Annotated in this window: 16 protein-coding genes and 1 tRNA gene; 15 read left to right on the forward strand and 2 right to left on the reverse strand. The window is 51.9% G+C overall.

Going from position 1 to position 15,171, the window contains the following annotated elements:
• Positions 1-171: 171 nt before the first annotated feature.
• The 3 genes from DPRO_RS18765 to DPRO_RS18775 all read left to right on the forward strand — a co-directional run bounded on the left by DPRO_RS18765 (position 172) and on the right by DPRO_RS18775 (position 3,174).
• Entirely contained in the window at positions 172-1,494 is a 1,323-nt protein-coding gene (locus tag DPRO_RS18765) for an IS1380 family transposase (protein WP_097011561.1), read from the forward strand.
• A 1,243-nt stretch (positions 1,495-2,737) separates the two neighbouring features.
• The gene (locus DPRO_RS20660) at positions 2,738-2,872 is read left to right on the forward strand and encodes a hypothetical protein (protein ID WP_269459703.1); all 135 of its coding nucleotides are present in this window, start codon (positions 2,738-2,740) and stop codon (positions 2,870-2,872) included.
• 23 nt (positions 2,873-2,895) lie between these two features.
• Positions 2,896-3,174, forward strand: coding sequence for a hypothetical protein (locus DPRO_RS18775; protein ID WP_097013453.1), 279 nt, complete (start codon positions 2,896-2,898; stop codon positions 3,172-3,174).
• A 407-nt stretch (positions 3,175-3,581) separates the two neighbouring features.
• Here the strand turns inward: DPRO_RS18775 and DPRO_RS18780 are convergent.
• Positions 3,582-3,668, reverse strand: a tRNA-Leu gene (locus tag DPRO_RS18780).
• Positions 3,669-3,803: 135 nt separating this feature from the next.
• Here DPRO_RS18780 and DPRO_RS18785 point away from each other — a divergent pair.
• Both DPRO_RS18785 and nadD read left to right on the forward strand, forming a co-directional pair.
• On the forward strand, positions 3,804-4,709 hold the full coding sequence (locus DPRO_RS18785; protein ID WP_097013454.1) for an AEC family transporter: 906 nt from the start codon (positions 3,804-3,806) through the stop codon (positions 4,707-4,709).
• A gap of 11 nt (positions 4,710-4,720) precedes the next feature.
• On the forward strand, positions 4,721-5,368 hold the full coding sequence (nadD, locus tag DPRO_RS18790; protein ID WP_097013455.1) for a nicotinate (nicotinamide) nucleotide adenylyltransferase: 648 nt from the start codon (positions 4,721-4,723) through the stop codon (positions 5,366-5,368).
• Between the two features lies 1 nt (position 5,369).
• Here nadD and DPRO_RS18795 read toward each other — a convergent pair whose 3' ends face one another.
• Positions 5,370-6,377: a glycosyltransferase family 9 protein gene (locus tag DPRO_RS18795; protein WP_097013456.1), complete on the reverse strand. Its 1,008-nt coding sequence runs from the start codon at positions 6,375-6,377 to the stop codon at positions 5,370-5,372.
• Positions 6,378-6,507: 130 nt separating this feature from the next.
• Between DPRO_RS18795 and DPRO_RS18800 the strand changes: the two genes are divergently transcribed.
• The 10 genes from DPRO_RS18800 to DPRO_RS18845 all read left to right on the forward strand — a co-directional run bounded on the left by DPRO_RS18800 (position 6,508) and on the right by DPRO_RS18845 (position 15,139).
• Positions 6,508-7,566, forward strand: coding sequence for a hemolysin family protein (locus DPRO_RS18800; protein WP_097013457.1), 1,059 nt, complete (start codon positions 6,508-6,510; stop codon positions 7,564-7,566).
• Positions 7,567-7,596: 30 nt separating this feature from the next.
• Positions 7,597-8,028: a cytochrome c maturation protein CcmE gene (locus tag DPRO_RS18805; protein ID WP_097013458.1), complete on the forward strand. Its 432-nt coding sequence runs from the start codon at positions 7,597-7,599 to the stop codon at positions 8,026-8,028.
• Between the two features lie 138 nt (positions 8,029-8,166).
• Positions 8,167-10,062, forward strand: a complete 1,896-nt coding sequence (locus DPRO_RS18810) for a heme lyase CcmF/NrfE family subunit (protein ID WP_097013459.1) — start codon at positions 8,167-8,169, stop codon at positions 10,060-10,062.
• Positions 10,062-10,727 carry an ABC transporter ATP-binding protein gene (locus tag DPRO_RS18815; protein ID WP_097013460.1) on the forward strand — a complete coding sequence of 222 codons (666 nt, stop codon included), beginning with the start codon at positions 10,062-10,064 and terminating at the stop codon, positions 10,725-10,727. Before DPRO_RS18810 ends, DPRO_RS18815 begins: the two co-directional genes overlap by 1 nt.
• Positions 10,721-11,398, forward strand: coding sequence for a heme exporter protein CcmB (locus DPRO_RS18820; RefSeq protein ID WP_097013461.1), 678 nt, complete (start codon positions 10,721-10,723; stop codon positions 11,396-11,398). The genes DPRO_RS18815 and DPRO_RS18820 overlap by 7 nt, the downstream gene beginning before the upstream one ends.
• Positions 11,399-11,400: 2 nt before the next feature.
• Positions 11,401-12,063 carry a cytochrome c biogenesis protein gene (locus DPRO_RS18825; protein WP_097013462.1) on the forward strand — a complete coding sequence of 221 codons (663 nt, stop codon included), beginning with the start codon at positions 11,401-11,403 and terminating at the stop codon, positions 12,061-12,063.
• Between the two features lie 23 nt (positions 12,064-12,086).
• Complete coding sequence (locus tag DPRO_RS18830; RefSeq protein WP_097013463.1) at positions 12,087-12,233, forward strand: CcmD family protein; 147 nt, start codon at positions 12,087-12,089, stop codon at positions 12,231-12,233.
• Positions 12,223-12,831: a tetratricopeptide repeat protein gene (locus DPRO_RS18835; RefSeq protein WP_097013464.1), complete on the forward strand. Its 609-nt coding sequence runs from the start codon at positions 12,223-12,225 to the stop codon at positions 12,829-12,831. Before DPRO_RS18830 ends, DPRO_RS18835 begins: the two co-directional genes overlap by 11 nt.
• A 190-nt stretch (positions 12,832-13,021) precedes the next feature.
• Entirely contained in the window at positions 13,022-14,149 is a 1,128-nt protein-coding gene (locus tag DPRO_RS18840) for a branched-chain amino acid ABC transporter substrate-binding protein (protein ID WP_097013465.1), read from the forward strand.
• An 87-nt stretch (positions 14,150-14,236) separates the two neighbouring features.
• Positions 14,237-15,139 (forward strand): branched-chain amino acid ABC transporter permease, encoded by a 903-nt coding sequence (locus tag DPRO_RS18845; RefSeq protein ID WP_097013466.1) that lies wholly within the window; start codon positions 14,237-14,239, stop codon positions 15,137-15,139.
• Positions 15,140-15,171: the final 32 nt, after the last annotated feature.

The raw sequence follows: 15,171 nt of genomic DNA on the forward strand, positions 1-15,171 counted from the left end.
ATAGGTGCCTAAACTTACTTTCCTTGAAGTATTTATTAAATCCTTAATCCGTGAACAGCATCAATGTTTACAACATTAGCATAGCATTGACAACTTTTCTTTCCCCTGGATTTCTGGTATGTTGCGAAAGACAACATCGGCTGAGAATATTTCACCCGAGAGGTGCGCAGCATGGCCAAAATGTCCTTGAAACTTACCGATGAACCGTTGGTGGGGCACGCCGGCCTTATTTCCATCGGCGAGATGCTCAGGATCGCGGCGATCGATGAAACATGCCTGCACAGAGAATCCATGGCCAAGCCCATCAAGGAACGCGACATCTTGCGCACCATGTGCGGGCTGCTCACGCTCGGCAGGACCGACTTCGACCATATCCGGCCCTTTCGCAAAGATGAGTTTTTCGCCCGGTCCCTGGGGTTGCGGCAAGTCCCCTCCGAGGCCTCGCTCAGGCAGCGTTTTCAGCAAATGAGCGAGGACCGGCGTTTGCTCGACGCCCTGCCGGGCTGCTCCCTGCGGCTGTGGAAGAAACTCGACTTCAAACCCCGCATCATCGAACGCGACAATCGCAAATGGGTTCGGGTCGACGTGGACCCCACCATCCTGGACTGCTCGGACGCCCCCAAGCGCGAAGGCGTCGCTTTCGCGCACAACAACGTCCTGGGGTATCAGCTTGTGTGCGGATTCCTCGAGGGCGGCTTCATGCTCGCCTCGCAGCTGCGCACCGGAAGCGCACACGCCCTTTGCGAAGGCGGCGTCGACTTTCTCAAGGAAGTCCAGAAGCGGGCGAAAAAGCTCACCGAAACCAGACTCCTCAACGTCCTCGACTGCGCCTTTGATAGCGCCGAGGCCATCGGTCTGTACCGGCGCGACCCGGAAGCCGACTTCATCATCAAGCACAACCTGCGCAGGGAAAGCGTCACCGGCTGGCTTGAGACGGCCAAGGCCCATGGCGTCGTCCATTCTCCGCGCCCAGGCAAGACCGTCTGGCGCGGCAGCATCACGCGCGAGGTCAAAGATGTGGGGCCGGTGCGATTGGTCTTCGAAGTGACCGAGCGAACCGAAAAGCATGGGCAGCTTTTGTTGTCGCCTGAAATCACAGTCTTTTCCGTATGGACAAACCTCGACCTCCCGGAAAAAGACGTCTTGAGACTCTACCGCGACCGTGGGACCTGCGAGCAGTATTTTGCTGAACTCAAGAGCGAGCTTGATCTGGAGCGCCCGCCGTCCGGCAAGTTCACTGCGAACGAATTGTTCTATCAGGTCGGCATGTTGGCCTATAACATGCTGCGAATGATGGGAGATTGGCTTCTCCGCGCCGATGGTCTGGGACTGAAAAAGGCGAACCGCAGACGGCTTCGCACGGTAATGCGCGGAGTCATGCACATGTGCGGGCGAATGGTGAAGCACGCACGGCGACAATGGCTGAACGTCGTTGGCGGCAGAGGCTGGGGCGAAGCGCTGATGGCCATGCACGCGCGCCTCTGCTCGGTTTGAGACGAAAGGATTCGAGACAACCAGATAAGGACAGGAGAAGTGCGCCCAATAACGCTCAAAATCCGGGTCCATGGGCTCGAAAACTTCTCCTGAGAGAAGAGAGCACGAGGGGTGGGATGATCTAAGTCCTACTTTCGGCATTACGGGTCTCAAAACTGTCTCTCAGGATGAGGTCGGAGCACTGTTCTTGTCCATCTTCACGGATTCAGGTTAAATGAACACGGGAAAATCCTGTAAGAAAGGTGCGCTCGGTTGTTCGGACAATTCAGCGGCAGAATTAAGGTAATGGAGTATGGTAATAACTACAACGCCCAACATGCCTCCTCCAAGGATCGGGATATCGATATCTCCATTGGTTGCATCCCGTCAAGGACCGAATGCGGACGTTGCTAAGTATAGAACCTTAACCCTCTTGACAATTCAACTAGGGCCTCATTTCTTGTATATAGTTCTTGCAAATAAACTCATTAGAATTTCATGCCACGCTATAGCCCCTCGATCATATCGTAATCCAACCAAAACCCCTTGCCATTCATGGGAATATGTATGCTCGCTTCCTTAAGCGACCTTGTAAAATCGTAACAGCTAAACAGACTGCCTTGAACCGTGTTGAAGATTCTGGGGACGCCATTAAGGTAGATTGCGTTCTCCAAAGCAGAAATGCACAAGTCGTTTTCCATCGCATTCAGTAAACGCCAAGACTGCACTCCAGACTTGATTGGGCTTCGAGGGATCTTTGATGCCAAGCAGATGCGAATCAGCTGTACCCAAAGCTTGCCAATGGGATGACCACCGAGCCGTTGGGTGTGAATCCATACATAAGGGGTTTCTTCGGCTGGCTTGGTAATATCGTTCGTCTACTTAGCCTAAAGTCCGTAATGCTGGTCAACGATGAAACTCGTTCCAACATTTTCATTCCAGACCAGGTTTCAGCATTCTTAAATCCGTGGAAAGCGGCTGGACCATCTAGGACGTATACCGTGAACACGGCATTACCAACGCCACCTGCTACATGTGTAAATCTAAATGTGGTGGCATGGAGGTAGCAGTCATTCGCGGATAAAGGATCTAGAAGTAGAGAACCGCTAGCTCAAAAAGATGTTCGCCGACCTCAGCCTGGAAAACACCGCTCTCAAGGATATCATCTAAAATACCTCTGAGGGCTGTTGAACTCAAATAGTTTTTTTCGCACTAGGTCAACGTACTTAAGATGTACATTCGCAAGGCGTGCGTTGCTATGAAGGTGAATCGAAGTTACGCCTACAAGTCGCACCCTCGCGATGAAAGCGAAGTGTTAGCTGCTTTGATAGAACTGACCGAGAAGATGCCAAAATGGGGCTTCAGCCAGCTTTTCACACTACTTCGCAAGGCTGAGTAGGCCTGGAGTCATAAGCGGGTGTGATGGGTGTATTTTCCTTTGAAGTTGAACATCAGGCGAAAGGTGAAAAAGCGCTGTCCCCTAAGGACTCAAAAGCTGTAGCACAGCCTTTGAACGCATTTTTTTGGTCGATCGACTTTATGCACGACACGCTTTACATCGGTCGAGCTTTCAGGACGTTCAACGTGGTTGATGACTACATCCGCGAAGTATTGCCATCGGGGTTGATACCAATCTGCCTGTTGGTCGAGTTGTCAGGAGGGATAATGAAGAGCTATTTCATGAATCTCTCGGTTAAGTGACATATCACCGGCAATTTCAATCAAAATTTTCTAATCTGCTATGGTAATCAATCGCTGAGCTTTCAGATATTGCCTTATCCGAAAGCTTTGTCATTGAAAGCTGTGAAATAAGTATACCTTTGTCATCAAGGTGTGTGCTCGAGGGGGGGGCGTATTTTTTTAGCAGAATGGGAGCGGGAGTCGCTGCTATGAGAAAAAGTTTGAATTTTATGGGGAAAAGTGCCGAAGGATTTTTCGTGCTCAGATTACATTCACCAAGGTCAGCCTTCCTTCTCTTTTAGTCAAGTTTTGACCCTCCACTTTGTCAAAAGAGTGGAGGAGTGCATTTTTAAGGGGCTACTGGCTGAACTTCTGGACACAAAAAAAAGAGGCGTCACAACCAGTTGGATGTGACGCCTTTACTCTCATGGTGCCGAAGAGAAGACTCGAACTTCCACGGGATTGCTCCCACTAGACCCTGAACCTAGCGTGTCTACCAATTCCACCACTTCGGCACGTTTCAGGGCGAAAAGGATTATATGTGGGTGACACATGGAAGGCAAGTCTTTTTTGGATTTTTTTTCATATTTCGTCTTACCTTGCTGTTGCTATGAAAAAACTCTACCTTCCGGTGTAAACCGGAGCAGGGTATGGATAATTTCATTTTACTTATCATATGTTTCCTTCTCGGCTCAGCTTTGCGAATGGGAAAAGTGGTGGATGAGAGCGGCCCGGTCGCTTTGAATGCCATCATTATCTATTTTTCGCTGCCTGCGTTGGCAATTTTGTATGCCCATTCCATTCCCGTAAACATGGCCTTGCTGATACCGGCATCAATGGCCTGGATCGTTTTTGCCATCGGATACCTGTTCTTCAGGTGTGCAGGGCGTTTCTTGGGGTATTCTGAAAAGACAATTGCCTGCCTGTCCATCTGTTGTGGATTGGGAAACACGTCGTTCATCGGTCTTCCCATGATCGAAGCATTGTTTGGCCCGGAGTTCATGGGCATCGGTATGCTTTGCGACACGGCTGGTACGTTCATGGTTTTGGCAATTCCGGGGATTGTTATTGCCGCCAAAGCATCCGGTCAGGCGGTGAGCGGGGCAAACCTCGTAAAAAAGGTCCTTACATTTCCTCCGTTGATTGCCATTGTTCTTGGTTTTTTGATGCAACCGGTTCCTTATCCAGAGTGGTTTGAGTTGGTTTTGGAGCGAATGGGCAGCACGCTGGCTCCCCTGGCGTTGCTCTCTGTCGGGATGAGCCTCAAGTTTCGCGATTTGAAAGGAAATGGGCGAGACATCATGTTGGGACTCGGATATAAAATGTTCATAGCACCCGTGTTGATGGCGCTGTTGTATTTCGGTGTGCTCGGACAAATGGACATGGTGTCCCGGGTTACAGTTTTTGAGGCGGCCATGGGGCCGATGATAACCGGCGGGACAGTCGCGGTATCCTATGATCTGCGGCCCCGGCTGGCGACATCCGTTGTGGGAGTGGGAATCGCGCTTTCCTTTGTGACTCTTCCTGTATGGTATTTTGTAATTACAGCCTTGTAAGGTGACTTTGTATGCGTATCGGTATTCTTGGTGGCAGTTTCAATCCCGTTCATATTGGTCATGTGCGTATGGCCATAGAGGTGCGGGAGCAACTCGGGTTGGATCGGGTGGAGATGGTTCCTGCCATGGAGCCGCCGCATAAGGATGGATCGGGCATTCTTCCATTTGATTTGCGAGTCGATATGGTTCGCCGCGCCGTAGAGGACGTCGATGGCGTGGTCGTGAATACCTTGGAGGGTGATAGGCCCGGCCCTTCGTATACGTGCGATACATTGGAATGCTACCGGACCCTTGAACCGCAAACGGCTCTGTCATTCATCATGGGAGCGTCTACATTTCTGGAGTTGACCCGGTGGCGACGCGGCCTTGATTTACCGAAACTCGCGTCGTTAGTAGTGGTCAACAGGTGGGAGGCTCACGACGAGGTCCCGAAATTCATTGATCAACATTGGGTGGATGCCAAACGGGTAGGGGACGATCAATGGCACTTCCCTGACGGGTATGACATCCATCTGCTGGATATTCCCCGGCTGGATGTGAAGGGTGGACATATACGTCGTCGCTGGCTCGATGGCAGAAGTCTGCGCTTTCTGGTCCCGCAGGGGGTTGAGGATGTGTTGGACAGCGAACGCGAGGTGGTCGAAAGCTACTGGAAGTAGCCTACCTTTTTATTCGCTGGTTCAATGACTCCATGACATCTGTGGGAGAAATGGCAGCCATGCATTCATGACCTTTCTCGCACGATTTGCCTCCATGGAGAGAGCAGGGGCGACAGTCCATGTCGCGTTCCAGCACTTGATCATCAACGCTGGCTGGGAAGAAGCCCCAGGCTTTGACAGTGGGGCCGAAGATGGCAGTGACCGGAGTATCTACGCCGCTCGCCAGATGCATGGGCCCGGAGTCTCCCGTTACCAGCATGTCAGCCTGTCGGAGCAAACCACACGTTGCGCGCAGGTCGGTCGCATTGGTGAAGTCACGAGGGTCGCCTGGGAAGAGCGGGATGTCGTTTCTACCGACCACAAACCAATCCATGCCTGCTGCATCCAGCAGTGCTGTCAAATCATTCCAATGGGAGACAGGCCATTGTTTCGCTGTATGTGTCGCGTAGGGGTGCAGAGCTATCAGTGGGCGATCTGACCGTGGAAGTGTGTTGATTGCCGCTTCCTTTTCCTCTTGCGTGAGGTAGATGCGTGGAGTGATGTCCTGGGCTGGCGGAGGCGTATGCTCCAGGGCCATGGCATACCGTTGTGGAACGCTCGTTGACTCCAACTTGTCTTTGAAAATATCCATGTGTGTTCGGTCGAACAGGCGACGGTAGAGCCCATACTTCGGGTATCGTTTGACCGGGCCATTCCATACTATAGATAATATGCGCGAACGAAGCGTTCCATGGAGATCAAGCAAAGTGTGATCACGAAACCTGTTTGCCAATTCTCTGGCTCGCTGGATCCATTTGGCTGTTGTTAGATCGGCGTCCGATAATGTGATGGTTTCGGTAATGGCAGGGTGGTTTTTCAGCAGCGGAGCATTGGCGGCTCGCGTTATGAAAACAAAGGTTTCGCAGTGGGTGTCATGCCGGTGTGCCAAAACCCCTGTTGTCAGTGCTACATCCCCCATATGGCTCAGGCGGATGACGACTGTCGGCTTCTTTATTCCATTGGATTGCATGGCGAAGATTTTGCCTCAATCATTCCGGAAGTCAAGGGGGATGTGTGTTGCGACATTGGTTTGACTCTGTTATATTTTGAAATCCAGACTCCGGCTTGATCCGGACTGGTTCAGGAAGTGAACAGACCATATGTTTGAACTTATTCTCGCGGTTGGCGTGGCCGTTTTTGTCTCGATGTTTTGCTCCGTGGCTGAGGCCGCGTTGTACTCAATGAGTTGGGCAGACATTGAAAAGCTCACGACATCCGGTAGTAAATCATCAAAAATACTACACAAGCTTCGATCAAGCGTCGATGAACCCATCACCGCCATTCTCACACTGAACACGTGCGCCCATACTGCCGGTGCAGCCGTGGCCGGTTGGGCGTGGGCCAATCTTTATGGCAAAGAAACCCTTTGGGCCTTTACAGCAGGCTTCACAGTAATTATTCTCATCTTCACCGAAATCCTGCCGAAAACGGTAGGCGTGGTGTACAGCGACAAGATCGCACCGCCGTTGGCACGACCGCTTCAGGGGCTCGTTTGGATTTTCCGTCCGGTTATTGCCATGATGGGAGTGCTTTCTCGAGCCGTCAGCAAAAAAACCGACGGGCCGGATCACACGGAAGACGATATCCGAGCCATAGTCTCGCTTACGCATCGATCGGGATCGATCAAGCCTTATGAAGAGCAGTCGATCCGCAATATTTTGATGTTGGACACCAAGACGGTGGAAGAGATCATGACGCCGAGGACCGTGGTTTATTCGTTGCCCACGGACTTGACGGTTGCTGAAGCGCGTGAGCAGCAACGTAACTGGCCGCATAGCCGGATACCTGTTTACGACGAAGACCCGGAGGATATTGTCGGTGTTGTTTTCAGGCGACAGGTGCTTGAAGCACTGGCAGATGATCTTGATGAATTGAAGCTTGGTGACATCATGCGTCCTGTTCGTTTTGTGCTCAAGACGATCACGCTGGACAAGCTTCTGGTGAAGTTTCTCGGTAGCCGCCTGCATCTGTGCGTTGTGCTGGATGAATATGGGGGATTGGCGGGTGTCGTGACTCTTGAAGATGTCCTCGAAGAGATTCTGGGCAGTGAAATTGTTGACGAGACCGACCAAGTGGTTGATATGCGGGAACTGGCCCGTCAGCAGCGAGATGAACTGATTGGATACAAAGCCGCTAATGGCGAAGATCAAAGCAGTTAAACAAATAACAGATTATAGTAAGGGTACATAATGGCGAAAAAGAACAATGCGGCGGTTTACGCCGTTGCTCTCGTACTTTTCCTGAGTGGTCTTGGTTACCTCATCTTTTCGGGGCTGACTGAAGACAGTGTGTATTTCCTGAATGTCTCCGAAGCGCTGGCAGAAGATCGCACCCAGATTAAAAATGCTCGCCTTTTCGGCAAGGTCTCACCTGAGAATCTTGTTATTGTCGATGGCAAGCTTGGTGCTTCATTCGATCTGATTGACAAAATGGAGACCGGTAAATCCCTTCGCGTAGAATTCAAGGGGGCATTGCCCGATACCTTCAAGGACGATGTGGAAGTCATCGTTGAAGGCACATTTACCCCGGACGGCAACCTTTTCAAGGCCAGAACCCTCGTTACCAAGTGTCCTTCCAAGTACGAAGAGCAGAGCCAGGATATGGAAAAAATGAAGAGCTGATTTTCATAAGTGAAAATTTGTTCACATGGTTGCCTATCCGCAGCCGGCATTCTATCGACATCCGAATTTGATGTGGATTCCCCGCTTGATGTGTGATCATCCAGCATGTCAGTACGACGTTTTCTTTAAGGAGCTAGTATGCATTTGACCGGATATGTGAGCCTGCTGTTCGCATTGCTCGCCTTCCTCTTTCTCGCTGTGTGGGCCGGTATCGCGGCCTGGACCAAAAAAGACGAATCGCTTGTCTTGATCGAACGGGCGCACCTCCTTGGTGTTTTCGGTATCGTGCTTTCTTCCATCCTGCTGCTGATCTCACTGGCAACACGAGATTATTCCCTCCAATACGTCTATGAAACCGTCGACAATGCCTTGGGGTTTGTCTACACACTCACGGCATTCTGGGGCGGACGCGAAGGTTCACTGTTATTCTGGGAGTTGATCATCGCGATTTCCGGGGCCATTTTCCTCTTTACTCCCGGCTATAAAGTTCTGGCTCCGCGGACCAGGCTTTACTTCTGGATGTTTTTCCTGATGATTCAGGGGTTCTTCCTGCTTCTGCTGACCTGCTGGTCCAACCCGTTCATTGAAATGGTTCCAGCTCCGATGGATGGACGCGGTCTGAATCCATTGCTCCGCAACCCTGGAATGATTTTCCATCCGCCGCTTCTGTTCTTCGGCTTCGCAATGTATGCGATTCCCGCAGCTTGTGCTCTGGCAGCATCCATCGCCAGTGAAACCAAATCCTGGATCAAGGTCACCCGTAACTGGAACATCCTTTCCTGGCTGTTTCTTACCGCTGGAATCGTTCTTGGCGGCTGGTGGTCTTACATGGAGCTTGGCTGGGGTGGTTACTGGGCATGGGATCCGGTCGAAAACGCTTCCCTGATTCCCTGGTTTGCCGGAACTGCCGTTCTGCACACCTCCATCATTGAAGCTCGACGCAATGCCTTGCAGCGTACCAACGTCTTCCTGATGTCTCTGACGTTCCTGCTGTGTATTTTCTCTACATACCTCACTCGTTCCGGTGTCATTGATTCGCTGCATACTTTCGGTGAATCCCCTGTTGCAGTGCCTCTGTTCTGGGGCCAGATGGCGATCCTCGTCATCACCATCATGGTCACCCTCATGAGCGAACGACTGACCCATCGTACTCTTTCCGATTTCCTGAGCCGACAGGGCATGCTGGTCATTACCGCCTGGTTCCTGCTGGCACTGGGTATCGTGGTTACCATGGGCACCATGTGGCCTGTTATCAGCCAGATCTGGACACACCAGTCCATGGGCCTGGATGCGAACTTCTATAACCGTGTCTGCCTGCCGTTCCTGTCGATCCTCGTTCTTCTCTTCTGCTACTGTCCTTGGATGGGATGGAAGGGAGGCCTTCGCGATCGAACCGGCATGATCATCGTCACCGGTGCACTTGTGGCCGGTCTCATCGGCTTCTACGCCATGGGTATCACCAAGCCGCTGGCTACGCTGACTGCTGCCGCTTCCGTGGCTGCCATTGTCTCAATTGTAGTTCTCTTCATCATGAACCCGGCCATGCGGAAATCCCGTCGGGCATGGGGAGCGTACGGCATCCACTTCGGTATGGTGCTCATGGCTCTCGGAATCGCATTCTCCGGACCATACAAGGTTGAGCGCGAGTTCATCATGACTGAAGGTGAAGTCGTTCAGTTGGAAGAGTACGAGATCAAATATGTCACCGTTACCGAAGACCGCACCAAGGAGCTGAGGGCGCGTGCTACTGCGACCCTTGAGGTTTCCAAGGATGGTAAGGTCATCGGGGAAATGCGTCCGGACAAACGTATCTACGTTAACTACGAGCAGCAGCAGTTTGCTGAAGTAGGGACCATTTTCAGCCTTGGTGACGAACTATATTCAACACTGCTTGGCTTTACCGAAGAAGGTAAGGCAAGCTTCATGATCAGCATCAACCCTCTTGTCAACTGGGTCTGGATTGGCGGTACCATCATGTGCGTCTTGCCGCTCCTGGTACTGACCCGTATTCGCCGACTTGAGGAGACCAAGTGATGCCCGAGGTCGAAGCGGTCCTTACCGTAAAACGGGCGGCCAAATTCTATGGTCAGAAGCTCGTTTTCAAGGACATATCCTGTCGTTTGGAACCGGGACAGATAATGCTTGTCGCCGGTCCGAACGGCGCAGGAAAATCGACCTTGATGCGTATCATGGCCGGACTGTCCAAGCCGTCTGCCGGAGATGTGTCACTTGGAGTCGAAGCGGAAGACATTGTCTACCTCGGACACTCCACGTTCATCTATCCTGGCCTGTCGGCACTGGCGAATCTCAAGTTCTGGGGGACCATGTATGGTCTTTCCCCGAATCGGGATGAGCTTATGGGGCTTTTGAAGCGGGTCGGATTGGAGCGGGCAGCCGAAGAAAAGGCCGGTGCTTTTTCTCGCGGCATGGCCCAGCGGCTCAATCTGGCCCGAGTGTATCTTGTCCAACCTAAACTCATCTTTCTGGATGAGCCCGGGACAGGACTCGACCCAAAATCCCTTGCAACACTGCGAAGGGAAATCGTGGCATTTCGGGACAATGGAACCAGTGTCGTCTGGATCAGTCATCATGTGAGTGAGGATACCGCCCTGGCGGATCTCGTGCTCGCTATTGGTGGCAAGAAGGTTGAATACTTCGGGCCTGCCGATGCATTCGTTCCAGAGGTGGATGTATGTTAAAGCGAACCATAGCTGTTGCATCCAAAGACCTCACCCTGGCCGTTTCCGGTGGGCAGGGATTGGTTCAGGCTGTTTTGCTCGGACTGTTGCTCATTTTCATGTTTTCCTTATCCAAACCCCTGGGCGGGGCTATCTCGCCCCAGGCCGCAGGTGCCATCTTCTGGCTTGCCTCCGCGTTTGGTTTGGTGCTGGTCTTCAATGATTTGTTTGCAATAGAAGAGGCCAATGGAGCGCGTATAGGCATCCTGTCCTCTCCGGCTCCCGTGCATTCCGTATGGGTTGGTAAAGGGGTTGCCGGGCTGAGCCTGCTTCTCATCTCCCAACTCGTCTTCCTGCCAGCAACCGTGGCCTTCCTTGGTCAGACGGTCTACGGACCATGGTGGTTGCTGCTGGTGACGCTGATCGCCGCAGATATCGGGCTGGTCGTGATCGGAGCGCTTCTTGGGGCTTTGAGCCAGGGACAGGCTGCTCGCGAATCATTGCTTTCCGTCATTGTTTTCCCGCTATTGCTGCCGGTGTTGCTCGCCGGAATCACGCTCTTCGGCTTTTGTTTTTCACCGGACGAAGTTGAGGGGCTGGATAAGTGGCTCGGATTGATTTTTGCTTTTGATTGTTTGTTCTCCGGGGCAGGTCTCTTCTTGTTCCCGTTCGTTTACAGTGGAGAAGAATAGAAATGAAAGTGAAGCTTCTCGCAGGATTGGCTGTTGCGGCCCTGCTGGTGCATCAATACATGATCTGGTTCTATGCGCCGATTGCCCAGTCCGGGCCGGTGCAGAAAATATTCTACATGCATCTGCCTTGTTCTTGGTGGGCGCTCATGAGTTTTTTCGTGGTTTTCGTTGCCTCGATTCTCTACCTGTTCAAGCGAAACGATGTCTTTGATCGTATCGCTGGAGCAGCGGCCGAGATCGGTGTGCTCTTCGCAACGCTTGCGCTGATTACCGGTTCGGTTTGGGCCAGAGCGGAGTGGGGACACTGGTGGCTTTGGGATCCCAAGCTCACGACAGCACTTATCATGTGGTACGTCTACGCGGGGTATCTCGTGTTGCGGTCAACTCCTATGGGGCGTGATCGGAAAGCGCTTGTTTGCGCTGTGCTGGGTATTGTCGCGTTTCTTGATGTGCCGCTCGTATTCTTTGCTGCCAAGCTCTGGGGTAGCGCACATCCGGATGGCCTGGCCCGAAAGGGATCGGGTATGGAAATCCGCATGTGGCACACCATATTTGCCGGATTGATTGCCTTTGGTTTTGTGTGGGGAGGTATGCTCCTTGCCCGAATCCGTCAGCTTGGCAAACAGGCCGATCTGGAAGCCCAGCTGGTCTGGGATGACGAATAATATTTATCAACCAAGGAAACAGTATGTCTGCAACTACATATCTCATCATAGCCAATGCAGCTGTGTGGCTCGGAATAGCCGGGTACATGGGCTTTTTGTACGTCAAGGCTGACGGTTTAAACAAGCGGCAGCGGCAAATTGAACTTCTGGGGGATTCCAATGGCAACTAACGCAGTCAATTTCAGCCGTAAAACCATTATTGCAGCAGTTCTACTGTGTGCAGCGGCAATGTTTATCACCAGCTTCGTATATCGTATGAATCATCCCAACCTCTTTGTGCAGGTTGAGCAGCAACACAGCCCTGATGACGGGCATGATCACAGCACGGATGGAACTGGCGCTCCTGCTGGAATGAGTGAGGGGGCCATGGCCAAGGTCAAGGAGTTCATGGCTCAGGTCAAAGAGAATCCCAACGATGTAAAGGCGTTGATCAATCTTGGTAACTCGTTCCTCATGATGCGTGCCTGGGACAGGGCTTTGGAACCGCTTGAAAAGGCCAACTCGCTTGAGCCTGGTAACATCGGTCTCCTGAAGGCCATCGGTATCGCCTATTTCAATAAGGAAAATTTTGACAAGGCGGCCGAAGCATACAAGCAGATTCTGGCTATCGACCCGAACGATACGCTGGCATTGTTCAATCTCGGAGTCATAAACAAATATTATTTCGAGGATATGGATACCGCCAGAACGTATTTCGAAAAGGTTCTGGTCATAGAAAAGGATGATGAAGAAATCATAAAGATGGCCAAGCAGGAACTCGATCATTAAAAAACATGTAATAACGAGTGGTTGTGCAGTAAGGCTACGAGCCCCATCTTATTGACAAAGTGAACAAATTAAATACAATGCTACATTCGGTCTGTGGTTCCGTGGGGAGACGGAACCACAGACTAGTGTCTACTGTTTGTTAATGAACAGTATTTTCTGTTGGAACCTTATACATTTAGGAGAGGAAAGTATGAGAAAAGTGCGTCTGATCGCTCTGTGCGTCGCCATGGTCGCCATGTTGGTTGCCTGCGGCGGAGAGAGTGAGAAACAAACGGCTTCAAAATTGGTACTTGGTGTTGCTGGTGCTCACTCCGGAGACCTTGCTTCCTACGGTCTTCCGACTGTTAACGCTGCCAAGCTCGCCGCTGCCAAGGTTAATGCCGAGGGCGGAATCAACGGCGCCATGGTTGAAGTTGTTGCTCAGGATGACCAGTGCAAGCCCGAACTGGCTACCAACGCCGCTACCAAAATGGTTTCTGATGACGTGAAAATCGTCCTCGGTCACATTTGTTCCGGTGCAACCAAAGCTGCACTGCCCATTTACCTGGAGTCCGAGATCGTTCTGATGTCGCCCTCCGCCACCAACCCGCCGCTGACCCAGTCCGGCGAATACCCGAATTTCTTCCGCACCATCGCTCCTGACGATGCGCAGGCCGCCCTTGAGGTCTCCTTCGCCAAAGGCCTTGGCCTCAAGAAAATCGCCGTTATCCACGACAAGGGTGATTACGGTAAAGGTTTTGCTTCCTTCTGCAAGCAGTTCATCGATGAGCAAGACGGTATCGAAGTCGTTCTGTTCGAGGGTGTGACCCCCGGCGCAGTTGACTATTCTGCCGTTGTTCAGAAAATCAAATCTTCCGGCGCTGAAGGCGTCATCTTCGGTGGTTACCACCCTGAAGCATCCAAGATCGTTACCGGTATGCGCAAGAAAGGCATGGAATTGCCGTTCCTGTCCGATGACGGTGTAAAGGATGAGACCTTCATCAAGGTTGCTGGAAAGTACGCTGAAGGCGTCTACGCCACCGGTCCCAAGGACTTCTCCGGCAACGCCATCTACCAGGAAGCCGTCGCTGCTCACAAGGCTGAGTTCGGCGCTGATCCCGGTCCCTTCTTCCCTGAAGCCTACTCTGCAGCTCTGGCTCTGCTGAATGCAGTCAAGAATGCCGGCAGCACCGACTACGCCAAGGTTACCGAAGCTCTCCGTACCCAATACGTTGATACTGCCGTCGGTAAGATCAAGTTTGACGCCAAGGGCGACGCCGAAGGCGTTGGATTTGCCGTCTACCAGGTCCAGAATGGTCAGTACGTGGAAGTCAAGTAAATCGCTTGATTGTAGAATGACATAATCCACCAGGGGACAGGGCGAACCTGTCCCCTGGTGCTATTTAAGGTATGGGAATAACATCCTATGGAATATTTTCTGGAATTGTTCTTCGGGGGATTGACCCGGGGTAGCATATACGCGCTCATTGCTCTGGGCTACACCATGGTCTACGGCATTATTGAGCTTATCAACTTCGCTCACGGCGAAATCTACATGATTGGCGCGTTTACCGGGCTGATAGTGGCCGGACTGCTGACCATGCTCGGCTTTCCCGGTTATTCTATTTTGGCCATCGCAATTGTTTGTGCAGTCATATGGGCTGCTGCCTATGGATTCACAATCGAAAAGGTTGCCTACAAGCCTCTGCGTGGTGCGCAACGTCTTTCTCCACTCATTTCAGCTATCGGCATGTCCATTTTCCTGCAGAACTACGTCATGCTGGCTCAGACCTCCGACTTCCTTCCGTTCCCTGAACTCGTTCCTGAGTTCGAGTTCATGAAGTCAATGGGGTCCATGCTCAGTTCTTCTGAACTGGTCATCGTCGGTGCCACCATAGCTGTCTGTGTCGGGCTTACCTTGTTCATCAAGTTCACCAAGCTCGGCAAAGCCATGCGGGCCACGGCCCAGAATCGCAAGATGGCCATGCTGGTCGGCATTAATGTCGATATGGTCATTTCTGCCACTTTTGTCATCGGTTCCAGTCTTGCCGCTGTCGGTGGTGTGTTGATCGCGTCCCATATCGGGCAAATCAACTACTTCATCGGATTCATCGCAGGCATCAAGGCATTTACTGCTGCAGTTCTCGGTGGAATCGGCTCCATCCCTGGTGCGATGCTCGGTGCGTTGGTGCTCGGTCTTACCGAAGCCTTTGCCACCGGATATGTCTCTTCCGACTATGAAGACGTTTTCGCATTCTGCCTGCTGGTGCTCATCCTGATTTTCAGGCCGTCCGGCATCATGGGTAAGGAAAAGATACAGAAGGTTTAACATTGATAGAAAAGCGGCTTTACGCCGTTCTT

It is taken from the genome of Pseudodesulfovibrio profundus (genome assembly GCF_900217235.1).
GTDB classification, from domain to species: Bacteria; Desulfobacterota; Desulfovibrionia; order Desulfovibrionales; family Desulfovibrionaceae; genus Pseudodesulfovibrio; species Pseudodesulfovibrio profundus.